Genomic DNA, 22,700 nt, shown 5'->3' on the forward strand with positions numbered 1-22,700 from the left:
ACCCCCGCCGCCTCAAGCCTCCAGCGACGAACTCTTCAGCCAACTCGATGCCGACGGCGACGGCACGGTTACCGCCACCGAACTGAACAGCGCGCTGCAAGTCAGCGACAGCACCTCCTCGAACAACACCGACACCGCCGCCGCCCTGCTCAAGATGCTGGACAGCGACAGCAGCGGAGGCGTCAGCAGCGACGAACTGAAAGCTGCACTGCATGCAGGTCGCGAACGCCCGGACGACGAACAGACCGCCAGCAATACTCAAACCACCACCGAAGCGCTGAACCGCATGATTGCCAATCTGAGCAAGCAGTACTCGCTCGAAAGCACTGCGTCGGTGGGCAAGTATTTGAATGTGGCGACTTGAGATTGGGTGAGGATTTAAGGGACGACTGAGGTTGGCTGGGTGAGTGGTTTGCTTTGGCTTTGCGGTGTGTCATCAAAGCTGCCCTCACCCTAGCCCTCTCCCAGAGGGAGAGGGGACCGACCGAGGTGTTTAAGCGAACTACACCGACGTGAAATACCGAGGTGAACTCGGGTTTTGAAACACATAAGTTCACTACTGCGCCAGCACCTGCTCCTGCATCGACATTGGCACCAGCACCAGCACCAGCACCAGAATCTGCTTTCGCTTTCGCTTTGGCTTTGGCTTCCCACCACTCAACACAATGAGCGTTAGCTCGAGTACCGCTTTTGACGTACCGGCCCCTTCGGAAGGCTGAGTGGAGGGATTTATCCGGGGGTGGGAGCGCAGCGACCGTGCGGCGCAGCCGCATGCATCGAGAGGAGGTGCAGCGAAGCAAACCGTAGGCGATGCCCCCGGATCAATCCCGGAGCGAAGGAACGCCGAGCCACAGCGAGGCGCCGGACGTTGGGGCAAGCCCTTTTGGTTCCTTTTGGGGCGTTTGCCAAAAGGGACTCGCCGTAAGGGCGAAACCGTCAGCCGCAGCACCCGAAGAAACGGATATGTACACAGTCAACCCAAAACCTGGTCGGCCCAAAGGCCGCCAAGTCAAAAGCCTCAAACCCGAGCCTGACTCTTACTCCAATCCGTCAACAAACTATAAGCAACAGCCAAAAGCGTAGGCCCGATAAACAACCCGATAAACCCAAACGCAATCAACCCGCCAAACACCCCAAGCAACACAATCACCAACGGCAGATTCCCGCCCCGGCTGATCAGATACGGCTTGAGCACGTTATCCACGCCACTGATGATGAACGTCCCCCAGATCCCGAGAAACACCGCCATCCCGTACTCGCCCTTCCAGGCCAGCCATGCCGTGGCCGGAATCCACACCAGCGGCGGCCCCATCGGAATCAGACTGAGCAGAAACGTCACGATCCCCAGCACCAGCGCCCCCGGCACGCCGGCAATCAGGAACCCGATCAGCGCCAGCACCGCTTGCGCTGCCGCTGTACCAATCACCCCGTTGACCACCCGTTGCACGGTACCGGCCACCAGATCGATGTAGTACCCGGCCCGATCACCGATCAAGCGCTCCAGCAGACTGTGCACGAATGCCGCCAGCCGCGGCCCGTCGCGGTAGAAAAAGAACACGAAGACAATGCTCAGGGTCAGCTCGAGAATCCCGCTGCCGATCTGCGCACTGCGCGCCAGCAGCCAGTTGCCGACCTGCCCCAGATAGGGTTTGACCGTCACCATCAGCGCCGCGCCCTGCTGATCGATGCTGTTCCAGATCCCCACCAGCCGTTCGCCCACCAAAGGCACGCCACCCAGCCAGCTCGGCGCCTCGGGCAGCCCGTCGACCTGCACATCCTTGATGAACGCCGTAGCGTCACGTACGTGATCGGCCAGGTTAAAGCCGAGCCACACCAGCGGCCCCGCTACCAGCAACATCCAGCCCATGGTCAGAACCAGGGCCGCCAGGGATTCCCGGCCATTGAGCCAGCGGGTCAGCAAGCGCATCAGCGGCCAACTGGCAAACGCCAGCACCGCGCCCCAGAACAGCGCCGACCAGAACGGCGCCATCACCCAGAAACTGGCACCAAACAGCACCAGCAACAGGATCTGCACCAACAGACGATCATTATTGGGCATGTGAAATCTCGAAAAAAATCAGTCAGGCAAAGAGTAGGCGAACACGTCGAGCGTGTCCGCCAAAGACACCTTATCGCAACAGATCGATGCGCAGACCTTCGCCGTCGACACTGCCGGTTTCCATTCGCGCGGCGCGCACGCCCTGCCCGATCAGCGCCTGCCGCCAGGCCTCGGCCTTGGGCCCGGACACCGTCACCCGCAAGGTGGTGTCGAGGTTCAAACCACGGGACAGCAAGCGCAGCCAGGTGTCATCCGGATCGCCGGCGAGCTTGGGAAAGTCCAGTTCGCCGGTGCTTTTCAGTTCCCGCAGCAGCGTGGCCGAAGTCGGCAGCAGGTCACCCAGCGGGGCCAGCGCCTCGAACTGTTCAACGTGCAGATAGGCTTTGCGATTGCCGCGGGTGATGCTGTACAGCGCCACCAGCGTGTTGTCGCGCGGGGCCGCGAGCCTCAGCAGCAGATAGGCCTGCTGCTCGTCGGCACCGTACAGCTTGGCGTTGCCGAACACTTCGTTGGCCCACAGGCTGCTCTCGCCGCAATCCCGGGCCTGACACCAGAACAACAGCTGGGCATCCTGCTTTTGCAGGGCTTCGCGGGCAAGGGTAAAGGCTTCGGTGGCGGAATGTTCCGGCGGTAATTCATAGGTCACCGAGGTGGTTTGCCCCCGGGCACTGACCTGGCCGTCGAAACGCAACTGGCCGCTGATCTTGCGGATCGAGCCGAGCGGGTAGATCCGCTCCAGCTCCACGGCGGGGCGATAGTCGACGATCTGCGCATCGGCCAGACGCGGCACGATCGGCAGATCCTGACTGCCCGGCAGATCGGCAGCGATTAGAAAGGGACTGAAACAGCACAGCGCCAGCAGACTGATAGATCGCATGGACAGGCTCATCGCAGGGGCATGGCCTGGGTGCCTTGAGGGCAGTTCGAAGTCGCAGCGGTGTAGAAATCCATCTTGGTTGTCTCCCATTTCAACCCGCCCAGCCTCGACAGTTGCCGGGAGCAAGTCAAGGAATGGCGAAGAACCGATTGAAACAGTCTGCGACAAGCTCGGCCCCGGCCTCATCGTTCAGGTGCAGATGATGCCCGCCCGGCAGCTGTTCCCGGGCAAAGGGCAGACGTTCCAGCAGCTCGGGATGTTTGGCCAGCATGCCGTCGGCGGCGACCACCAACTGCGCGGGGCAGGCAATGCGCTGCACGAACGCCATCGCCTGTTCCTGGGTCAGACGCAGCGGCGACGGCAACGTCAGACGGTTGTCAGTGCGCCAGGTGTAACCACCGGGCACCGGCATCAGACCGCGCTGCGCCAGCAGTTCGGCGGCTTCGCGACTGACCGCCACCAACCCTTTCATCCGCGCTTCGATCGCCCGGTCGAGGGTGTTGTAGACCGGTTTGCGCTTTTCCCGAAGATCGAGCTGCGCCTGTAAGGCCATGCCCATGCGCTCGGCGGCGTTTTCGCCTTTGTCGGTAGGAGGAATCACCCCGTCGATCAACGCCAGATGGGTGATGCGTTCGGGCAACGACCCGGCCAGCACCAGCGACACGATCGCACCCATGGAATGCCCGAGCAGGCCGAAACGTTTCCAGCCCAGTTGCTCGGCGACCTGCAGCACGTCGTGGGCGTAATCCCACAGCGCGTAACCGGCGCCGTTCGGACGATGCCCGGAATGCCCGTGACCAGCCATGTCCAGCGCCACGATGCGCAAGCCTTTGAGCTTCGGCGCCAGGCGCGCGAAGCTGTTGGCGTTATCCAGCCAGCCGTGCAGGGCGATCACCGGCAACCCGTCTTCCGGGCCGAACAGGTGTGCCGCCAGTTCGATATGCGGCAGGCTCAGGCGCACTTCTTCAACGGCGGGGTTCATGCGCAATCCTTGTCTTGCCGGCGCTCCCAGCGATTGAACAGGTTTTTCAGTAATTGTGCGGTGTCCTGCGGACGCTCAAGCGGAAACATGTGCCCGCCGGGTACGGTCAGCGACTCGCCCTGAGGCAGGCGTCCGACAAATCGGGTGTGATGGTTCATCACCACGCGGCTCTTGTGTCCACGTACCACCGCCAGCGGCACTTTCAATTGCCGGGTATGCGCAGGACTGGTGTGCGGCACGCCGCGATAGATGCTGATCTCGGTCGCGGGATCGAAGCGCAGACGCAGCTTGTCACCGACCTTGTGCAGACCGTGTTGCAGATAGGCATCGAAACATTCCGGATCAAAGCTGCGGAACAACGTCTTGCCAGCGAAATAACCGCGGGCACTGTCCAGATCGGCAAACTCTTCGCGGCGCCCCAGCGTGCGGCCGGCCGGGGTCAGTTTGTCGATGAAACCAAAGCGCTTGGCGGCGCGGATCACCCATTGATCGGTGCGGGTCAGCACCGGTGAATCGAGCATCACCACGCCCCGATACAGTTCTGGGCAACGCAGTGCGGCGTGCAAATGCAGCATGCCGCCGAAGGAATGGCCAACGCCCCACACCGGCTCGTCTTGCTGTTGAAGATGATGGATGAGTTCATCGACCAGGTGATACCAGTTGTCACCCGCCGGAAAACGCGGGTCATGGGCATGTTGTTCCAGATGCGCGACCCGGTACTCGGGCGCCAGCGCCGCGAACAGTTTGCCGTAGGTGCCCGAAGGGAAACCGTTGGCGTGGGCGAAGAAGATCGGTTGCGACATACCGGCAAATCCATGAGCGGAAAACAGGCGTTGATTGTCCGTAAGACCGTGTCCTACGGCAATGACCGTAACTGCCAGGAATGATGACAGTCCGGTCAGGGCTATGACGCTGCGGCCATCAACGCGCCGGCGGTTGTTCTCCCAGCGGCACCACCGCCATGGTCAGACGCGACACACAACTGGCCTTGCCTTCATCGCTGGTCAGGCGGATGTCCCAGACGTGGGTGGTGCGGCCGATGTGAATCGGTTTGGCCACCGCCGTCACCCGCCCGCTGCGCAGGCCGCGCAGATGGTTGGCGTTGATTTCCAGGCCCACGCAATAGAACTTGCTGGCGTCGATGCACAGGTAACTGGCCATCGAGCCGACCGTCTCGGCCAGCACCACCGAGGCGCCGCCGTGCAGCAGGCCGTAAGGCTGATGGGTGCGATGGTCGATGACCATGCTGGCCGTCAGCGATTCCTCGTCAAAGGACTCGAAGCGAATGTCCAGCACTTCGCCGATGGTGTTTTTCTGGATTGCGTTCAACTGCTCGATGTTCGGAGTGGTGCGCCACAAGGTCATCGCAAGCTTCCTTTGTTGTTTTGATCGACGCTCAATCCTGCCACAGCACCGCCTCGCTGCGCTCGCTCCATTCTTCGAAACGGGCCCCGTAGGTGTCTTCGATGATGTTGCGTTTGATCTTCAGGGTCGGCGTGAGGAAGCCGTTCTCCACCGCCCAGCTGTCCTTGACCACCACCAGCCGACGCAGGCGCTCGTGCTTGTCGAGCACGGCGTTGACCTCCTCCAGCAATTTTTCCAGGCTCGAATGCAGCGGCGCGCGGGGCTCTTCCCGGCCCACCGCCGAGAGCACGCACAACCCCAGCGGCGCACTCAGGCCATCGCCGACCACGCAGACCTGCTCGATCCGCGAATGCACCGCCAGACGGTTTTCGATCGGCGCCGGGGCGACGTATTTGCCCTTACTGGTCTTGAAGATTTCCTTGAGCCGCCCGGTCAGGCGCAAGCGCCCTTCGGCGTCCTGTTCGCCCTTGTCGCCGGTGCGCAGGAAGCCTTCTTCGGTGAGGGTCTCGGCGGTTTTCTGCGGTTCCTTGAAATAGCCGAGCATGTTCGCCTGGCTGCGCACCTGCACTTCGCCCGACTCGTCGATCCGCACTTCAACTTCGGGGCACGGCCGGCCGATCCAGCCTTCCTTGTATTGCCCCGGCAGGCAGATGTGCGAATAACCGCAGCTTTCGGTCATGCCGTAGACCTCCAGCACGTCGAGCCCGAGTTTCTGATACCAGCGCAACAGGGTCAGCGGCACCGGCGCCGCACCGGACAGCGCCACGCGCAACGCATCCAGCCCCAACCCCGCCAATACCTTGTGGCCGATCCGTTTGCCGATAAAGGGCAGACCGAGCAGGAAATCCAGACGTTTTGCCGGGATCTTGCTGTAGACGCCCATCTGGAACTTGGTCCAGATCCGCGGCACCCCGAACATCGCCGTCGGCCGCGCCCGCTTGAGATCGGCAAGAAAGGTGTCGAGGCTTTCGGCGAAAAAAACTGTCTGCCCGGTATAGATCGACGCCAGTTCAACGAACATCCGTTCGGCCACATGACACAGCGGCAGATACGACAGCAGCCGGTCGTTCTCATTGAGGCCGAACAGCTGCGTGCCGCGCGTCGTCGCGAACCCGAGATTGGCGAAGCTGTGCATCACGCCCTTGGGCTGGCCGGTGGTGCCGGAGGTGTAAATGATCGTCGCCAGTTGCTCGGCGGCGGGACGCGGATCGTCCTGGATCGGCGAGCTGCGTTGCAGGTCATCCCAGTTGAAATCGAATGTGCCCGGTGGATGCAGCGGCAGGCTGACGGTGGTCAGGCCGGCCGGTACACCCGGCGACATGCCCGGCCAGTCATCGAGTTTGCCGATGAACGCCAGCACGCTTTCCGAGTGGGTCAGCACCTGATTCACGGATTCGGCGGTGAGGTTCGGATAGAGCGGCACCGAAACGTGCCCGGCCATCCAGATCGCCAGGTCGGCGATGATCCAGTGCGCGCAGTTTTTCGAGATCAGGGCGATGTGGCTGCCTTGCGGCAATTCCCGGGAGCGCAGCCAGTGCGCCGCGCAGCGGGCCTGATGGCCGACGTCGGCCCAGGTCAGTGTCTCGACCTGCCCGCCGCCGATCGGCTGCACCAGAAAACGCTGACGCGGGTGCCGGGCCTCGCGTTCATAAAACACGTCCAGCGGCAAACGGAAGGCGGAAGACATTCGACTCGCTCCTGTTTTTTGGTCTGGAGCAAGCGTAGTCAACCAAGCAAGTGCTTGGTTGACTATTTCATACAAAAAATTTCAGGGATGTTTAAGGCTGTTGAGCGTCATCGAGCCGATCAGCAACTCGCTGTGTTCAAGCTCGGCGAGCCCGGCGGTGCTGACCTTTTCCGGTGGGTAGCCCGCACCGTGTTGCAGGTAGCTGAGCAGATTGCCCACCAGCGGATTGTGGCTGACCAGCAGCACGTTGCTCACCGACACCAGTTGCTCGGCCACGCGGTCCGGGTCAACTTCCGGGGTCAACCACTCGACTGTACGGATTTCCGGCTCGAAGCCCAGCGCCTCGCGCACCAGTTGCGCCGTCTGCTGCGCCCGCAGGTACGGGCTGGCGTAGATGGCGGTCAGCGGCTGACCCATCAAACGGGCCGCGCTGCTCAACACTTCCTTGCGACCGTGGGCGGTGAGTTCTCGCTCGGAGTCGGGGCGCGAGCCATAGGGCTCGGCCTCACCGTGACGCAATACCCAGAGTTTCATAGCTTGGGTTCCTCATCCCGGGCCGGATGCGGTGCCGGCGCGACAACGTGTGGCGCTTCACCTTCCGGCGTACGCGGCGCCGGCCAGTCGGCGAACGGCCAGGGTTTCTGGTCGCTGTGGAAGCTGCCGAAACGGCCGATCTGCGCCAGAAACTGGCTCAGGCTGTCGCCGAAATTCATCAGGCTGGCGCTCGGGGCGCCATAGAACAAACGATAGATCAACTGCACCAGCACCACCGCGCCGAGGATGAACTGCGCCACCTGCCAGACCAGGATGTAAACAATCATCCACAACACCCGCAGGAGGATGGATTCATATTTGGCTTCGGTTTTCGGATCGTTCATGGCCTGCTCCCTGCTGAATCAGTTGAAACCACTGGTGGAAATAAAGTCGACATCGGTTTTCGGTTCGGCACGCATCAGCAGACCGATGACCTGTTCAAGCGTGCGCCCTTCAAACAGGATTGCATGCAGTCCGGCGACCAGCGGCATGTAAACGCCGACCTCCTGGGCCTTGGCCTTAAGCACTTTCAGGGTGTTGACCCCTTCGGCCACTTCACCCAGGCGCGACACCGCTTCGTCGAGACTCAAGCCCTGACCGAGGGCGAAACCGACCTGGTAGTTGCGGCTTTTCGGCGACGAGCAGGTGACGATCAGGTCGCCGACACCGGCCAGACCGAGGAAGGTCATCGGGTTGGCGCCCTGATTCACCGCAAACCGGGTCATTTCGGCCAGGGCGCGGGTGATCAGCATGCTCTTGGTGTTCTCGCCCATTTCCAGCGCCACCGCCATGCCGGCGATGATCGCGTAGACGTTTTTCAGTGCGCCGCCCAGTTCCACGCCGAAACGGTCGGCGCTGGCGTAGACGCGGAAAGTGCGGCCATGCAATGCGGCCTGCACGGCTTTGCAGAGTTCTTCGTCTTCGCTGGCAACCACGGTGGCAGTCAGCGCGTGCTCGGCGATTTCCCGCGCGAGGTTCGGTCCGGACAGCACGCCGATGCGCGCCTGCGGGGCGATCTCTTCGAGAATCTGGCTCATCAGTTTGAAGGTATGGGCTTCGATGCCCTTGGTCAGGCTGACCAGCATCTTGCCGCTCAGGCGCTCGGCATGAGGCGCCAACACCGTGCGCAGCGCGCTGGACGGCAACGCGACGAAACACAAATCGCAAGCGTCGAGGGTTTCCTGCAGGTCGGTGACCGCGGTCACGCCCGACAGAATCTTGATGCCTTTGAGGTAACGCGGGTTCTCGCGATTGACCCGGATGGCCTCGGCCTGCTCGGGGTCACGCATCCACTGCCGGACTTGATGGCCGTTCCCGGCCAACAGATTGGCCACGGCGGTACCGAAACTTCCGCCTCCCAGGACCGCAATCGGGCGCTGTTCAGTCATATGTAATCCGTTAATCCATACCAGTGGCGATGCCGGCATTATACGGAGCGTCCCCTTCTCGGACAGCCCCGGCGTCAATTACCCGCACTTGTAGGAAGAAGACCAATAAAACCGAGGAAAATGCCTGCAACGTGACTGGAAAAGTCGTCGACCTCGGTTAACATGCGCGCCAATTCTTTGCTATCAAGGCTGCGTCGTGTTTTCTGGCCCCCCTTCCCCGCGTTCGTCCCTGCTGCTGGCGCTGCTGTTCAGCCCGGTGCTGTTGGCGGACGACCTGTTTGTCGACAGTGAGGCCTTGCCGCAGATCCTGACCGCCACGCGGCTGAAACAGTCGCCGGCGGAAGTCCCCGGTAGCATGACCGTGCTCGACAGCGAACTGATCAGCGCCAGCGGTGCCCGGGACATCAGTGAACTGCTGCGCCTGGTGCCGGGGATGATGGTCGGCAATATCAGCGGCAATCAGGCGGCGGTGAACTATCACGGGACCAACGCCAGCGAAGCCCGACGCATGCAGGTGTTGATCGACGGCCGCTCGGTGTACCGCGCCGGTCTGGCGACCGTGGACTGGAGCGATATCCCGGTGGCCATGGAAGACATCGAGCGCATCGAAGTCTTTCGCGGCCCGAACACCGTCAGCTACGGCGCCAATGCGCTGATGGCGGTGATCAACATCATCACCCGCAACCCGGCGGACAGCCACGGCACACGACTGAAGCTGACCCGCGGCCAACGCGGCATCAACGATTTCTATGCCAGCCAGAGCACCGGCTGGAATGGCGGCGACCTGCGTCTGTCGCTGTCCGGCCAGGAGGACGACGGCTTTGACAGCGACCGCACCGGCGCCGATTACCGCGACAACCGTCGCTTGAACCGCTTCAGCCTCGCGGTCAGCCAGACCCTGAGCGACAACCAGAGCCTGGACTGGCAGGTCAATGCCAAGGACGGGACCAATCAGCGGCCTTACACCTACCGCCCGGTGTTCTCCGGGATTACCGCTGCCGGGAACAATTCCGACGTGGTAGCCAAGGACTACGCCGGCTCGGTGCGCTGGAACCTGGACCTCAATCCCGATCACAGCCTTTACGTGCAAGGCTCGGCACAACACTGGGATCGCCAGCAGACCTGGCGCGCCTGTGACGCCGAAGTGTCGTTCAGCCCGCAATTGACCGAGCTGTGGCAACTCAATCCGAACTACACCGAACGCCTGGCCCGCAACATGACGCTGTTCACCGGGCCCGGCGCACCCGCCGGCACGCCACAGGAAATGACCCTGGCCAATCAGGTGCTGGATCAGTGGCGCAACGGCGCGCGCCAGACTCTGTGCGGTGACATTGATCAGAGTGCCCGGGAATCGCGCTACGACCTGGAATTGCAGGACACCCTCAGCCTGTCCGATAGCCTGCGTCTGGTCAGCGGCCTGAACTATCGTTACGACCGGGCCGATTCCGAGACCTATTTCAACGGCACGCTCGACGACACCACCTGGCGCGCCTTCGGCCAGCTGGAATGGCGCGCCAGCGAACACTGGCTGTTGCAGGGCGGCGCCATGTTCGAAGACACGCAATTGATCGGCAGTTCGCTGACGCCCCGGTTTGCGGTCAACTACCTGTTCAACCCGCGCCACAGCCTGCGCGCGGTGTATTCGGAAGCCATCCGTTCGCCGGACATGTTCGAGAACAACGTCAACTGGAGTTATCAGGTGACCAACCTGCGGCCCGCCGCCTATGGCCAGTCTTCGGCGCGCTACTTCGTCAAGACCCGGGGCCCCGGCGATCTGGACCAGGAGCACATGCGCTCGCGGGAGCTGGGCTACAACGGCTATTTCCCGGAGTGGGGCCTGGCCCTGGACGTGAAGCTGTTCTACGACGAAATCACCGGGATGATCAGCGAGCCGCTGCGCAACAATCAGTACATCGCCAGCAACGCCAACGATTCGCGGTTTCGCGGCACCGAGACGCAACTGGACTGGCGCCTGAGTGCGGCTGACCGCTTGCGCCTGACATACGCCTTCGTCGACGCCGAGGCGAGCAATCCGCTGGATCAGCAATTCACCGCGCGCAACAGCGGTTCGGCGGGCTGGCTGCGCGATTGGGGCCACGGCTGGAACAGCGCCCTCTTCTATTACGGTGACAACGCGCTCAACGGTTACCGCTTCGAGCGGGTCGACACCCGGATCGCCAAACGCATCGCCCTGGGCAAGGCCCAGCTGCAACTGGCCGGCGTGCTGCAACAACGCCTCGACCATGAGCCGACCACCTTCGTCGACAACAATTACGACGAACGCCGCGTGGTGTATTTCAGCGCCGAGCTGGAGTTCTAGATGCGCTACGCCATGTCACGGAAGATGCCAACGCTCGGCCAATGGCTGGCCGGGCTGTGTCTGTTCCTGACAGCGTGGCTGCATGGCGTGGCGGTGCAGGCGGCCGACATTCTGCTGACCGGCGCCGAGGAAAGCCCCGGTGTGCAGTCCTTCGTTCAGGCCCTGAGCGAACTGCGCCCGACCGACCGCGTGCATTTCCAGCCGCTGGCCAGCCTGCCGGCGCCGGGCAAGTTGCCGTCGAGCCTGCGCCTGATTCTGCTGGATCTGCCGAGCCTCGACTGGCGCATGCAGGAATCCCAAGGGCCGGCGACGTTGGTCCTGCGCATCAGCCGTTTGCAGGCCCGGCAACGCTTCGGCGACGCGCAACCGCCCCACTTGAGCCTGCTGTGGGCCGATCCGCCGCTGAGTCGTCAGTTGCAACTGATCCGCCGGATTCTGCCCCAGGCCGGGCGCGTCGGCGTGCTGTTCGATCAGCACAGCGAGTTCCTGCTCAAGGAGCTGCAATCGGCCGCCCAGCCGCTGAATCTGCAAATCGTCCCGCAGCGCTGGGACAACACCCATGACAGCCGCCCCTTGCAGACCGTGCTGAAAAGCAGCGACGTGCTGCTGGGCCTCGACGACCCTGACCTGTACAACCCGAAAACCGCGAAGAACCTGTTGCTCAGCAGTTACTCTCGGCAACTGGCACTGGTCGGGCCGAATGTCTCGTTCGTTCGCGCCGGCAGCCTGGCCAGTACCTACAGCGATCAGAACGACTGGCTGGCCGTCCTCGACGAACTGCTGGACCGGCCACCGGCCACCTGGCCGCGCACGCTCTACCCCGGGCGTTTTAAAGTCTCAAGTAATGCGCAGGTGGCTCGTTCCTTAGGGATAGAACCGATCAATGAAGCGTCTGTCGCCGCAGAGCTGGCCGAAGGAGAGCGCCGCCCATGATTTTCCGCCGTTGGGACATCAACACCCGCACCCAGTTGATCAGCCTGGGCCCTGCGCTGTTGCTGACCTTGCTGCTGATCAGCTTTTTCACCTTCGTGCGCATTCAGGATTTGCGTCAGGAGCTGAACCACACCGGCCAGTTGATCGCCAACCAACTCGCACCGGCCACCGAGTACGGGGTGATTTCCGGCAATAACGAAGTCCTGGAAAGCCTGCTCAAGGCCACGCTGGCCACGCCGAACGTGCGGTTTCTGGAAGTGCAGGACAGCGCCAACCGGATTCTGGCCTACGTCGAACAGCCGGCGGATGCGCACAATCGTCCGCATCAGGTCGAGGTGTTCCAGGCACCGGTGCGGCTGCAACGCATCGCCTTGCACAACGATTTCTTTCAGGACGGCAAAAGCAGCCCCGGGGTGGCCAGCGAGGATTATCTGGGGCGGGTGATCGTCGGTCTGTCCAACGATGCCTTCAGTCAGCGCCAACAGGAGATCCTGCTCAAGGCCGGGATTCTGGCGTTGTTCGCCCTGCTCTTCACCTTTGTGCTGGCGCGGCGACTGGCCGGCAGCCTGTCGCAGCCGATCCGCGACATCGGCAATGCGGTCAAGGCGATTCAGGAGGGCGACTACAAAACCCCGCTGCCGATCGTCGATGACACCGAGCTGGGCGCACTGTCCCAGCACATCAACAACCTGGCCCAGGCGCTGGAGCAGGCCAGCCGCGAACAGCATCAGGCGATGGCGCAACTGATCCAGACCCGCGAAGAGGCGGAAAAGGCCAACAACGCCAAATCGGATTTCCTGGCGATGATGAGCCATGAGCTGCGCACTCCGATGAACGGCGTGCTGGGCATGCTGCAATTGCTGGAAACCACCGACATGACCGAGGAGCAGGTCGAGTACGCGGCGCTGGCTTCCGAGTCCACCGAGCACTTGCTCAAGGTGATCAACGACATTCTGGATTTCTCGCGCATCGAACGTTCGGAGCTGGAGCTGGAGCACATTCCGTTCAACCTAGCCGACCTGATCGGCGCCTGCGCCCATTCCTTCCAGCACAGCGCGGCGCAACGCGGGTTGGCCCTGCAACTGCGGATCCCCGATGACATGCACGACTTGCAGGTACAGGGCGATCCGACGCGGATCCGGCAGATTCTGGTCAACCTGGTGGGCAATGCGCTGAAGTTCACCGAGCAGGGGCGCGTCAGCATCGAGGCGCAATGGCAATCGCTGGATCACGAGTTGTTGTGGTTCACCTGCGCGGTGCGTGACAGTGGCATCGGGATTTCGCCGCAGAGCCTGGAGCTGATGTTCAACGCGTTCCAGCAGGCCGACAGCTCGATTTCCCGTCGATATGGCGGCACCGGCCTGGGCCTGCCGATTGCCCGCACCCTCGCCGAGCGGATGGGCGGCACCTTGCGTGCCCAGAGTGAAGAAGGTCGCGGCTCGGTGTTCACCCTGGAAATACCACTGGCCCTATATAAGCAGGCACTGCCCGCGCTGGCGGCACCGCGCGCATTGAACGGTAACGGTCACGGCGAAGGACGCCATGTGTTGCTGGTCGAGGACAACCCGGTCAACCAGACCGTGATCGAAGCGATGCTGCGCAGCCTGGGCTTTACCGTCAGCGTCGCCACCGATGGCGTGCAGGCGGTGCGCAGTGCCGGGGACAGCCGTTTCGAAGCGATCCTGATGGATTGCCGCCTGCCGCTCATCGACGGTTACGAGGCGACTCGACAGATCCGCCGCCTGCCCGGCTGCGGCCAGGTGCCGATCATCGCCCTGACCGCCAACGCGTTGCAGGGTGATCGCGAAAACTGCCTGTCGGCGGGGATGAACGATTACCTGGCCAAGCCATTCAAACGCAATGACCTGCAGCAGATTCTGCAGCGCTGGGTACAGTAGAGAGGCCCTTTCGAGCATCTGCGACTGGCGTGAAAAGCGAAAGTGCGGCAGTCTTAGGCACCCGAACGGGCCTCAAAAGGGGCTTGATTAAAAATTTCAGTGCACAAGTGTACATTCATGTCCTTGGTGCTGTGACTTTCACCACAACGCAATAGTCTATGAGTAGGCTGCCGGTTCGAGGCATGAACGCGTCGATCGGCCGGGAAGATTTGCCCCACCTGCCGCATGGGATTATTGAGGAGCTCGCATGACCAAACAAAACGCCTTTACTCGGGAAGACCTGCTGCGCTGCAGTCGCGGTGAGCTGTTCGGCCCAGGTAACGCGCAACTGCCCGCCCCGAACATGCTGATGGTGGATCGCATCACCCTGATCAGCGAAGAAGGCGGCAAGTACGGCAAAGGTGAATTGGTCGCCGAGCTGGATATCAACCCTGACCTGTGGTTCTTCGCGTGCCACTTCGAAGGCGATCCGGTGATGCCGGGCTGCCTGGGTCTGGACGCCATGTGGCAACTGGTCGGCTTCTTCCTGGGCTGGCAAGGCCTGCCGGGCCGCGGCCGTGCGCTGGGTTCGGGCGAAGTGAAATTCTTCGGCCAGGTCCTGCCGACCGCCAAAAAAGTCACCTACAACATTCATATCAAGCGCGTCCTCAAGGGCAAGCTGAACCTGGCCATCGCCGACGGTTCGGTGACTGTCGACGGTCGCGAAATCTACACCGCCGAAGGCCTTCGCGTCGGCGTGTTCACCTCCACTGACAACTTCTAAGGGTTATTCGCATGCGCCGCGTCGTTATCACTGGTCTGGGCATCGTTTCGTGCCTGGGCAATGACAAAGAGACCGTCTCCGCTAACCTGCGTGCAAGCCGCCCTGGCATCCGGTTCAACCCGGAATACGCCGAAATGGGTCTGCGTAGCCAGGTTTCCGGCTCCATCGACCTCAACCTTGAAGAGCTGATCGATCGCAAGATCTATCGCTTCGTCGGCCACGCAGCGGCTTATGCCTACCTGGCCATGAAAGACGCCATCGCTGACTCCGGTCTGACCGAAGAGCAGGTGTCCAACCCGCGTACCGGCCTGATCGCAGGTTCCGGCGGCGCGTCGACCCTGAACCAGATGGAAGCGCTGGACATCCTGCGCGAGAAAGGCGTCAAGCGCGTCGGTCCATACCGTGTAACGCGGACCATGAGCAGCACCGTTTCGGCTTGCCTGGCCACCCCGTTCAAGATCAAGGGCCTGAACTACTCCATCGCTTCTGCCTGCGCCACCAGTGCTCACTGCATCGGTACCGCCATGGAACAGATCCAGATGGGCAAGCAGGACATCGTGTTCGCCGGTGGCGGTGAAGAAGAGCACTGGAGCCAGTCGTTCCTGTTCGACGCGATGGGCGCCCTGTCCAGCAAGCGTAACGACACCCCTGAGCAAGCTTCCCGCGCCTACGACGCCGACCGTGACGGTTTCGTCATCGCCGGTGGTGGCGGCATGGTGGTGGTCGAGGAGCTGGAACACGCTCTAGCCCGTGGCGCAAAAATCTACGCGGAAATCGTTGGCTACGGCGCGACTTCCGACGGCTACGACATGGTGGCCCCGAGCGGCGAAGGCGCCATCCGCTGCATGCAGCAGGCGCTGTCCACCGTCGACACCCCGATCGACTACCTGAACACCCACGGCACTTCGACTCCGGTCGGCGACGTCGCGGAAATGAAAGGTGTGCGTGAAGTGTTCGGCGACAAGGCCCCGGCCATCAGCTCCACCAAGAGCCTGTCCGGTCACTCCCTGGGCGCCGCCGGCGTTCACGAAGCGATCTACTGCATGCTGATGATGGAAGGCAACTTCATCGCCGGTTCGGCCAACATCGACGAGCTGGACCCTGAAGTGGCCGATCTGCCGGTGCTGACCAAGACCCGCGAGAACGCCACCATCAACACCGTGATGAGCAACAGCTTCGGCTTCGGTGGCACCAACGCCACCCTCGTGCTGAAGCGCTGGGAAGGCAAGTAATTCCCTTCCGCTGAGCCGCACATGAAAACGCCCCGACTGGTTCGGGGCGTTTTTTTTGCCTGGAGAAAGGCATTTTCAGCGGCGCCAAGATGAAACGTTTGTCATGCAACTTACCGCCCTGCGACTGAATGTCGCGGTCTCTGCGGGCTCCAGCGCTGTTGCAGATTTCGCAAGAATACATTGCACAAATCGGGCGTTTACTTAGCAGGCTAACAAAATCTATAACAGAGTCCTGCACACGCCTTGCTGCAGATAACTTGAGATTTGGAGCTAGCAGATGACTGTAAAAGTAACTGAACGCGACGATTCACACATGTCCCATGAAGGCGTAGCCGCCGGCGTACGGATCTGGGATGTGCATCAACAAGACTTGCTGGTCGGCATGTTCCACAACGAGATCGACGCCCACAATTACAAGGCCGAACTGGAACTGCAGGAACAGCAGCGGGATCGGAAATCCGCCTGAAACAAAACCACAGCATTGAAAACGACAAACCCCGCCATGAGCGGGGTTTGTCGTTTTGGGGATTTCAGGGCCGCTTCGCAGCCCGGCGAGACCCGATTACCACATCAGATCATCAGGGATCACATAAGCCGCGTACGGATCGTCCTCGGCATTGACCTCTTCGACCTTCTCGTTGAGCTGTACGATGCGCTGTGGATCGCGCTCCTGAATCTTCAGGGCCGCCTCACGAGGAATCACTTCGTAGCCGCCAGCGTGGTGCACGATCGCCAGCGAGCCGCTGCTGAGCTTGTTGCGCATCAGCGTGTTGACGGAGATGCGCTTGACCTTCTTGTCGTCGACGAAGTTGTAGTAGTCCTCGGTCGTCAGCTTCGGCAGACGCGAGACCTCGATCAACTGCTTGACCTGCGCAGCGCGGGCCTTGGCTTCCGCCTTCTCCTGCTGCTGACGGTTCAGCTCCTGGTCGCGCTTGACCTTCTCGGCCTGGGCTTCCTGGGCAGCACGCTGCTGGGAGTCGTCCAGTTCGATCTGACCCTTGTGGGCCAGGCGCTGTTGTTTCTGTTTGTCTTTGCTGACCTGCTTGGCCTGCTTTTGGTTGACCAGTCCTGCCTTGAGCAACTGGTCGCGAAGGGAAAGGCTCATTGATGCTTACTCACTTGGGCAACGGCTCAGCCACAGCTGGGCGAATTCTTTTCCTGACGTTTGGCTTCGCCCCACAGGGCGTCCAACTCTTCGAGGGTGCAATCTTCCATGGGTCGGTGGGTGTCGCGCAATGCCTGTTCGATAAAACGGAAACGTCGTTCGAACTTGGCGTTGGCGCCACGCAATGCGGTTTCCGGATCGACCTTCAGGTGCCGGGCCAGATTGACCACGGAAAACAGCAGATCACCGATCTCGTCGGCCACCGCTTGCGGGTCATTTTCGGACATGGCTTCGAGCACTTCATCGAGTTCTTCACGGACCTTGTCCAGCACCGGCAACGCATCCGGCCAGTCGAAACTGACCTGCCCTGCGCGCTTCTGCAACTTGGCCGAGCGGGACAGGGCCGGCAATGCAGCCGGCACATCGTCGAGCAGTGACAGTTGCTGCGGCTCGGCGGATTTCTCGGCACGCTCTTCGGCCTTGATCTCCTCCCAGCGCTGCTTGACCTGCTCTTCGTTCAAACGCGGCACGTCCAGCGGCGCATACAGATCGCCAGTGGGGAACACGTGCGGATGGCGACGGATCAGCTTGCGAGTGATGCTGTCGACCACCCCGGCGAATTCGAACCGCCCCTCCTCCCGCGCCAGCTGGCTGTAATACACCACCTGAAACAGCAGATCGCCCAACTCGCCCTGCAAGTGGTCGAAGTCGCCGCGCTCGATGGCGTCGGCGACTTCGTAGGCCTCTTCAAGGGTGTGCGGGACGATGGTCGCGTAAGTCTGCTTGATGTCCCACGGGCAACCATACTGCGGGTCGCGCAGACGGTTCATCAGGTGCAGCAGATCTTCAAGGCTGTAGATCGGTTTCATGGAGTCCGGTTACGCCGCGTTTCGATGATGTTCGGCAACTGGGAAATCCGCCCCAGCAACCGCCCCAGCGCGTCCAGACCCGGAATCTCGATGGTCAGGGACATCAGCGCGGTGTTGTCCTCCTTGTTCGAGCGGGTGTTGACCGCCAGCACGTTGATCCGCTCGTTGAGCAGCACCTGCGAAACGTCACGCAGCAGACCGGAACGATCGTAGGCGCGGATGACGATATCCACCGGATAGGTGAGCACCGGCACCGGGCCCCAGCTGACCTGGATGATCCGCTCCGGCTCGCGCCCGGCCAGTTGCAGCACCGAGGCGCAGTCCTGACGGTGAATGCTCACGCCACGGCCCTGGGTGATGTAGCCGACGATCGCATCGCCCGGCAACGGCTGGCAGCAGCCGGCCATCTGGGTCATCAGGTTGCCGACGCCCTGGATCTGAATGTCGCCGCGCTTGCCCGGTTTGTAGCCGGTCGCCTTGCGCGGAATCAGTTCCAGCTGTTCGTTGCCGCGTTCCGGCTCGACCAGTTGTTGCGCCAGATTGACCAGCTGCGCCAGACGCAGGTCGCCGGCACCGAGGGCGGCGAACATGTCCTCGGCGGTTTTCATGTTGGCCTTGTCGGCCAGCTTGTCGAAGTCCACCGCCGGCAGGCCGAGGCGATTGAGCTCGCGCTCGAGCAGGGTCTTGCCCGCCGCGACGTTCTGATCGCGCGCCTGCAACTTGAACCAGTGCACGATCTTCGCCCGCGCCCGGGACGTGGTGACGTAGCCCAGATTCGGGTTCAGCCAGTCACGGCTCGGAGTGCCGTGCTTGCTGGTGATGATCTCGACCTGTTCACCGGTCTGCAGGCTGTAGTTGAGCGGAACGATGCGCCCGTTGATCTTCGCGCCACGGCAGTTGTGACCGATTTCGGTGTGTACGCGGTAGGCGAAGTCCAGCGGCGTCGCGCCCTTCGGCAAGTCGATGGCGTGACCGTCCGGGGTGAAGATGTAGACCCGGTCCGGCTCGATATCGACCCGCAGCTGTTCGGCCAGACCACCGATGTCGCCCAGCTCTTCGTGCCACTCGAGGACCTGACGCAGCCAGGAGATTTTCTCTTCGTAGTGATTGGAGCCGGACTTGACGTCGGTGCCCTTGTAGCGCCAGTGCGCGCAGACACCGAGTTCGGCCTCTTCGTGCATCGAATGGGTCCGGATCTGGACTTCCAGCACCTTGCCTTCCGGGCCGATTACCGCCGTGTGCAGCGAGCGGTAGCCGTTCTCTTTCGGGTTGGCGATGTAGTCGTCGAACTCTTTCGGGATATGCCGCCACAGGGTGTGGACGATACCGAGCGCGGTGTAGCAGTCGCGCATTTCCGGCACCAGCACGCGCACCGCACGCACGTCGTAGATCTGGCTGAACTCCAGACCCTTGCGCTGCATTTTGCGCCAGATCGAATAGATGTGTTTGGCCCGACCGCTGATGTCGGCTTCGACGCCGGTGGCCTGCAGTTCGTCCTTGAGCTGGGTCATCACGTCGGCGATGAAACGCTCACGATCCAGCCGCCGCTCATGCAGCAGCTTGGCAATCTGTTTGTATTGATCGGGTTCCAGGTAACGGAAGGACAGGTCCTCCAGTTCCCATTTGATATGACCGATGCCGAGTCGATGCGCGAGCGGCGCATAGATGTCGAACACTTCCCGGGCGACCCGGTTACGTTTTTCGTCGTCGGCGGTTTTCACTGCACGGATCGCGCAGGTGCGTTCGGCGAGTTTGATCAGCGCGACACGCACGTCGTCGACCATCGCCACCAGCATCTTGCGCAGGTTTTCCACCTGGCCCTGAGTGCCGAGCACCATCGACTGGCGCGGGCTGAGGCTGGCACTGATCGCCGCCATGCGCAGCACGCCGTCGATCAGCTTGGCGACCACCGGGCCGAAGCGCTGGCTGACCGCTGCGAGTTCAATCTGGCCTTCGCGTACGCCGCGATAAAGAACCGCGGCAACCAGCGAATCCTGATCGAGCTTGAGGTCGGCGAGGATCTCGGCGATCTCGAGGCCCGTGCTGAAACTGCCGCTGCCTTCGGACCAGAGATTCTTCGCCGCATTGGATTGCTGCTCGGCCTGGCGAGCGTACTCGCAGGCCTCTTTCAAGGCTTCGCGATCCAGTGCCAGATCGACACTGACCGCGTGATCGAGCCAAGCCTCGAGATTGATACTGCCGTCAGTGTTGATCGGCTGGTGTGCTCTCACCTGTACCATCTTGCTTTACCTTCCCTACGACGCAGATTCAATGCGTCAAATCACTGACCGTCAATGCCCGTTCGCGCTCGCGGGGCCAAGGCGAGCGCTACGGACGACCAGTCGGATCAGACGAGCCATCCTGGCTCGCTTCAAATAACGCCATGGCCTCGACATGTGCCGTCTGAGGAAACATATCGAGAATCCCGGCACGTTTTAACCGGTAGCCCTGCTTGATCAATTCGACCGTATCGCGCGCCAGAGTTGCAGGGTTGCACGACACGTACACCAACCGTTTGGCGCCCAAGGCCGCCAGCTTGCGCACCACCTCGAAAGCACCGTCGCGCGGTGGGTCCAAGAGTACCGCAGAAAAGCCGTTTCCGATCCACTGGGCATCGGTCAAAGGCTGGGATAAATCGGCCTGAAAAAACTTTGTGTTATGCAAATTGTTGCTGGCGGCATTCGCTGCCGCGCGATCGACCATGGTCTGCACGCCTTCGACCGCCACCACTTCACGCGCAGCTTTCGCCAGCGGCAGGGCGAAGTTGCCGAGGCCGCAAAACAGGTCGAGCACGCGCTCATCGCTCGTCGGTTTCAACCAGTCCAGCGCCTGGGCGACCATGGCCTCGTTGACCCCGGCATTGACCTGGATGAAATCCCCCGGCCGGTAAGCCAATTGCAGATCCCACTGTTCCAGGTGATAGCCAAGCGACTGTGCATCATCCACCGGCTGCGGTTCGCCTTCGCCATGCAGCCAGAGCTGCGCTTCATGGAACGCGCAGAAATCCTTGAGGATCGTCAGGTCGGCCTCGGACAGCGGCGCCATGTGACGCAGCAGTACGGCGAGTGACGAGCCACTGAACAATTCGACATGCCCCAGCGCCTGAGGTTTGCTCAAGCGTCGCAGCATCTCCGGCAAGCGGGTCATGATCGGCTGCAAGGGCTGTACCAGCACCGGGCATTCGCTGATCGCGACGATGTCCTGACTGCCGGCGGCGCGGAAACCGACTTCGAGCTTCTTGGTCTTGCTGTCCCAGCGCACGGCGATCCGGGCGCGGCGACGGTAGCTGAATTCGGGGCCGGTCAACGGCGCCGCCCACTCTTCGGGCTCGGCACCGGCGACTCGCGACAACTGCTCGGCGAGCATGCGCTGTTTCAGGGCAAGCTGTTCGTTGTGGGGCAGATGCTGAACGCTGCAACCGCCGCAACGGCCGGCGTGCTGGCAAGGTGCGGGACGACGCAATTGACTGGCGCTGAACACGCGCTCGGTGCGCGCCTCGACCACTTTGCCGTGAGCGCCGAGCACCCGCGCTTCGACCTCTTCACCCGCGAGGGCGCCGAGGACGAACCAGGTTTTGCCTTCAAAAAACGCGATGCCGCGACCGTCATTGGCCAGGCGCTCGATGCTCAGGCGCTGCTTTTTGCCGGTCGGGATTTGCGCGGCCTTGCTGCCGCCGGTGGGCTGGAAGCGCAGGCCTCTCTCATGCTTGGCCATCAGTTGGGCGCGTCGAAAATGCCGGTCGACAGGTAACGGTCGCCACGGTCGCAGATGATCGCGACGATCACCGCGTTTTCAACTTCTTTGGACAGGCGCAGCATCGCTGCCACCGCACCGCCCGAGGACACGCCGCAGAAGATGCCTTCTTCGCGGGCCAGACGCCGGGTGACGTCCTCGGCTTCGCTTTGCGCCATGTCGACGATGCGGTCAACGCGGTCGGCCTGGTAGATCTTCGGCAGGTATTCCTGCGGCCAGCGGCGGATGCCGGGAATGGCCGAGCCTTCCATCGGTTGCAGGCCGATGATCTGCACGTTGTCGTTCTGTTCCTTGAGGTAACGCGACACGCCCATGATGGTGCCGGTGGTGCCCATGGAGCTGACGAAGTGGGTGATGGAGCCCTGGGTCTGACGCCAGATTTCCGGGCCGGTGGTGGTGTAGTGCGCTTCAGGGTTGTCGCCGTTGGCGAACTGATCCAGCACCTTGCCACGGCCTTCGGCTTCCATCAGCTGGGCGAGATCGCGAGCGCCTTCCATGCCCTCTTCCTGGCTGACCAGAATCAGCTCTGCGCCGTAAGCGGTCATCGCCGCCTTACGCTCGGCGCTGGAGTTGTCCGGCATGATCAGGATCATCTTGTAACCCTTGATCGCGGCGGCCATCGCCAGGGCGATCCCGGTGTTGCCCGAGGTCGCTTCGATCAGCGTATCGCCTTCGTGGATCTGCCCGCGCAACTCGGCACGGGTGATCATCGACAGCGCCGGACGATCCTTGACCGAACCCGCCGGGTTGTTCCCTTCGAGCTTGAGCAAAAGGGTGTTGCTGGTGACACCGGGCAGGCGCTGCAAACGCACCAGCGGCGTGTTGCCGACGCAATCGGCGATGGTTGGGTACTGCAAGGTCATGGCGTTTTTCGCAATCCGGACAGCGGGGGCGCCTATCATACCGGCAAACCTGCGCAGGCCATATCACGCAAA

The 22,700-nt window shown here is 62.0% G+C and carries 21 protein-coding genes; 7 read left to right on the forward strand and 14 right to left on the reverse strand.

Annotated features, from left to right (window positions below):
* Positions 1 to 364 (forward strand): EF-hand domain-containing protein (locus AC07Y2_RS11315; protein ID WP_178082849.1); only part of this gene is annotated, 364 nt, incomplete at its 5' end.
* A 654-nt stretch (positions 365 to 1,018) separates the two neighbouring features.
* Here the strand turns inward: AC07Y2_RS11315 and AC07Y2_RS11320 are convergent.
* The 9 genes from AC07Y2_RS11320 to AC07Y2_RS11360 form a co-directional block, all read right to left on the reverse strand.
* A complete protein-coding gene (locus AC07Y2_RS11320; RefSeq protein ID WP_039772850.1) occupies positions 1,019 to 2,059 on the reverse strand; it encodes an AI-2E family transporter in 1,041 nt (346 codons plus the stop codon).
* Positions 2,060 to 2,129: 70 nt separating this feature from the next.
* Positions 2,130 to 2,936 (reverse strand): DUF4892 domain-containing protein, encoded by an 807-nt coding sequence (locus tag AC07Y2_RS11325; RefSeq protein ID WP_039772852.1) that lies wholly within the window; start codon positions 2,934 to 2,936, stop codon positions 2,130 to 2,132.
* 127 nt (positions 2,937 to 3,063) lie between these two features.
* Positions 3,064 to 3,918 carry an alpha/beta hydrolase gene (locus AC07Y2_RS11330; protein WP_074688149.1) on the reverse strand — a complete coding sequence of 285 codons (855 nt, stop codon included), beginning with the start codon at positions 3,916 to 3,918 and terminating at the stop codon, positions 3,064 to 3,066.
* Entirely contained in the window at positions 3,915 to 4,721 is an 807-nt protein-coding gene (locus AC07Y2_RS11335) for an alpha/beta fold hydrolase (RefSeq protein WP_039772855.1), read from the reverse strand. The genes AC07Y2_RS11330 and AC07Y2_RS11335 overlap by 4 nt, the downstream gene beginning before the upstream one ends.
* A 118-nt stretch (positions 4,722 to 4,839) precedes the next feature.
* Positions 4,840 to 5,283 carry a hotdog fold thioesterase gene (locus AC07Y2_RS11340; RefSeq protein WP_007957810.1) on the reverse strand — a complete coding sequence of 148 codons (444 nt, stop codon included), beginning with the start codon at positions 5,281 to 5,283 and terminating at the stop codon, positions 4,840 to 4,842.
* A 31-nt stretch (positions 5,284 to 5,314) separates the two neighbouring features.
* Complete coding sequence (locus AC07Y2_RS11345) at positions 5,315 to 6,970, reverse strand: AMP-binding protein (RefSeq protein ID WP_103386084.1); 1,656 nt, start codon at positions 6,968 to 6,970, stop codon at positions 5,315 to 5,317.
* 81 nt (positions 6,971 to 7,051) lie between these two features.
* Positions 7,052 to 7,504, reverse strand: coding sequence for a phosphohistidine phosphatase SixA (gene sixA / locus AC07Y2_RS11350; RefSeq protein WP_007957806.1), 453 nt, complete (start codon positions 7,502 to 7,504; stop codon positions 7,052 to 7,054).
* The gene (locus tag AC07Y2_RS11355) at positions 7,501 to 7,848 is read right to left on the reverse strand and encodes a DUF4389 domain-containing protein (RefSeq protein ID WP_039772859.1); all 348 of its coding nucleotides are present in this window, start codon (positions 7,846 to 7,848) and stop codon (positions 7,501 to 7,503) included. Before AC07Y2_RS11355 ends, sixA begins: the two co-directional genes overlap by 4 nt.
* An 18-nt stretch (positions 7,849 to 7,866) precedes the next feature.
* Complete coding sequence (locus AC07Y2_RS11360; protein ID WP_103386083.1) at positions 7,867 to 8,892, reverse strand: NAD(P)H-dependent glycerol-3-phosphate dehydrogenase; 1,026 nt, start codon at positions 8,890 to 8,892, stop codon at positions 7,867 to 7,869.
* A 196-nt stretch (positions 8,893 to 9,088) separates the two neighbouring features.
* Between AC07Y2_RS11360 and AC07Y2_RS11365 the strand changes: the two genes are divergently transcribed.
* The 6 genes from AC07Y2_RS11365 to AC07Y2_RS11390 all read left to right on the forward strand — a co-directional run bounded on the left by AC07Y2_RS11365 (position 9,089) and on the right by AC07Y2_RS11390 (position 16,504).
* Positions 9,089 to 11,212 carry a TonB-dependent receptor plug domain-containing protein gene (locus tag AC07Y2_RS11365; protein ID WP_103386082.1) on the forward strand — a complete coding sequence of 708 codons (2,124 nt, stop codon included), beginning with the start codon at positions 9,089 to 9,091 and terminating at the stop codon, positions 11,210 to 11,212.
* Positions 11,213 to 12,145, forward strand: a complete 933-nt coding sequence (locus AC07Y2_RS11370) for an ABC transporter substrate-binding protein (protein WP_039772863.1) — start codon at positions 11,213 to 11,215, stop codon at positions 12,143 to 12,145.
* Positions 12,142 to 14,043 carry an ATP-binding protein gene (locus AC07Y2_RS11375; RefSeq protein ID WP_039772865.1) on the forward strand — a complete coding sequence of 634 codons (1,902 nt, stop codon included), beginning with the start codon at positions 12,142 to 12,144 and terminating at the stop codon, positions 14,041 to 14,043. Before AC07Y2_RS11370 ends, AC07Y2_RS11375 begins: the two co-directional genes overlap by 4 nt.
* Before the next feature lie 247 nt (positions 14,044 to 14,290).
* A complete protein-coding gene (gene fabA / locus AC07Y2_RS11380; protein ID WP_003227150.1) occupies positions 14,291 to 14,806 on the forward strand; it encodes a 3-hydroxyacyl-[acyl-carrier-protein] dehydratase FabA in 516 nt (171 codons plus the stop codon).
* Between the two features lie 11 nt (positions 14,807 to 14,817).
* Positions 14,818 to 16,038, forward strand: a complete 1,221-nt coding sequence (gene fabB / locus AC07Y2_RS11385) for a beta-ketoacyl-ACP synthase I (RefSeq protein WP_007957797.1) — start codon at positions 14,818 to 14,820, stop codon at positions 16,036 to 16,038.
* A 277-nt stretch (positions 16,039 to 16,315) separates the two neighbouring features.
* Positions 16,316 to 16,504, forward strand: a complete 189-nt coding sequence (locus AC07Y2_RS11390; protein ID WP_039772867.1) for a hypothetical protein — start codon at positions 16,316 to 16,318, stop codon at positions 16,502 to 16,504.
* Between the two features lie 96 nt (positions 16,505 to 16,600).
* On the opposite strand, the gene AC07Y2_RS11395 is transcribed toward AC07Y2_RS11390, so the two are convergent.
* From AC07Y2_RS11395 to cysM, 5 genes are all read right to left on the reverse strand, one after another.
* Positions 16,601 to 17,143 carry a DUF2058 domain-containing protein gene (locus tag AC07Y2_RS11395; RefSeq protein WP_007957793.1) on the reverse strand — a complete coding sequence of 181 codons (543 nt, stop codon included), beginning with the start codon at positions 17,141 to 17,143 and terminating at the stop codon, positions 16,601 to 16,603.
* Positions 17,144 to 17,169: 26 nt separating this feature from the next.
* Complete coding sequence (mazG, locus tag AC07Y2_RS11400; RefSeq protein WP_103386089.1) at positions 17,170 to 18,003, reverse strand: nucleoside triphosphate pyrophosphohydrolase; 834 nt, start codon at positions 18,001 to 18,003, stop codon at positions 17,170 to 17,172.
* Between the two features lie 5 nt (positions 18,004 to 18,008).
* Positions 18,009 to 20,252, reverse strand: coding sequence for a GTP diphosphokinase (gene relA, locus AC07Y2_RS11405; RefSeq protein ID WP_007957789.1), 2,244 nt, complete (start codon positions 20,250 to 20,252; stop codon positions 18,009 to 18,011).
* 88 nt (positions 20,253 to 20,340) lie between these two features.
* Complete coding sequence (rlmD, locus tag AC07Y2_RS11410) at positions 20,341 to 21,726, reverse strand: 23S rRNA (uracil(1939)-C(5))-methyltransferase RlmD (protein ID WP_103386081.1); 1,386 nt, start codon at positions 21,724 to 21,726, stop codon at positions 20,341 to 20,343.
* Entirely contained in the window at positions 21,726 to 22,628 is a 903-nt protein-coding gene (gene cysM / locus AC07Y2_RS11415; protein ID WP_103386080.1) for a cysteine synthase CysM, read from the reverse strand. Before cysM ends, rlmD begins: the two co-directional genes overlap by 1 nt.
* Positions 22,629 to 22,700 lie beyond the last annotated feature (72 nt).

This window comes from Pseudomonas sp. GW456-12-1-14-TSB6 (assembly GCF_059424205.1).

Coding starts and splice junctions, on each gene's coding strand:
- AC07Y2_RS11320 (WP_039772850.1), bottom strand. CDS start 2,059: ATGCCCAATAATGATCGTCTGTTGGTGCAGATCCTGTTGCTGGTGCTG.
- AC07Y2_RS11325 (WP_039772852.1), bottom strand. CDS start 2,936: ATGCGATCTATCAGTCTGCTGGCGCTGTGCTGTTTCAGTCCCTTTCTA.
- AC07Y2_RS11330 (WP_074688149.1), bottom strand. CDS start 3,918: ATGAACCCCGCCGTTGAAGAAGTGCGCCTGAGCCTGCCGCATATCGAA.
- AC07Y2_RS11335 (WP_039772855.1), bottom strand. CDS start 4,721: ATGTCGCAACCGATCTTCTTCGCCCACGCCAACGGTTTCCCTTCGGGC.
- AC07Y2_RS11340 (WP_007957810.1), bottom strand. CDS start 5,283: ATGACCTTGTGGCGCACCACTCCGAACATCGAGCAGTTGAACGCAATC.
- AC07Y2_RS11345 (WP_103386084.1), bottom strand. CDS start 6,970: ATGTCTTCCGCCTTCCGTTTGCCGCTGGACGTGTTTTATGAACGCGAG.
- sixA (WP_007957806.1), bottom strand. CDS start 7,504: ATGAAACTCTGGGTATTGCGTCACGGTGAGGCCGAGCCCTATGGCTCG.
- AC07Y2_RS11355 (WP_039772859.1), bottom strand. CDS start 7,848: ATGAACGATCCGAAAACCGAAGCCAAATATGAATCCATCCTCCTGCGG.
- AC07Y2_RS11360 (WP_103386083.1), bottom strand. CDS start 8,892: ATGACTGAACAGCGCCCGATTGCGGTCCTGGGAGGCGGAAGTTTCGGT.
- AC07Y2_RS11370 (WP_039772863.1), top strand. CDS start 11,213: ATGCGCTACGCCATGTCACGGAAGATGCCAACGCTCGGCCAATGGCTG.
- AC07Y2_RS11375 (WP_039772865.1), top strand. CDS start 12,142: ATGATTTTCCGCCGTTGGGACATCAACACCCGCACCCAGTTGATCAGC.
- fabA (WP_003227150.1), top strand. CDS start 14,291: ATGACCAAACAAAACGCCTTTACTCGGGAAGACCTGCTGCGCTGCAGT.
- fabB (WP_007957797.1), top strand. CDS start 14,818: ATGCGCCGCGTCGTTATCACTGGTCTGGGCATCGTTTCGTGCCTGGGC.
- AC07Y2_RS11390 (WP_039772867.1), top strand. CDS start 16,316: ATGACTGTAAAAGTAACTGAACGCGACGATTCACACATGTCCCATGAA.
- AC07Y2_RS11395 (WP_007957793.1), bottom strand. CDS start 17,143: ATGAGCCTTTCCCTTCGCGACCAGTTGCTCAAGGCAGGACTGGTCAAC.
- relA (WP_007957789.1), bottom strand. CDS start 20,252: ATGGTACAGGTGAGAGCACACCAGCCGATCAACACTGACGGCAGTATC.
- rlmD (WP_103386081.1), bottom strand. CDS start 21,726: ATGGCCAAGCATGAGAGAGGCCTGCGCTTCCAGCCCACCGGCGGCAGC.
- cysM (WP_103386080.1), bottom strand. CDS start 22,628: ATGACCTTGCAGTACCCAACCATCGCCGATTGCGTCGGCAACACGCCG.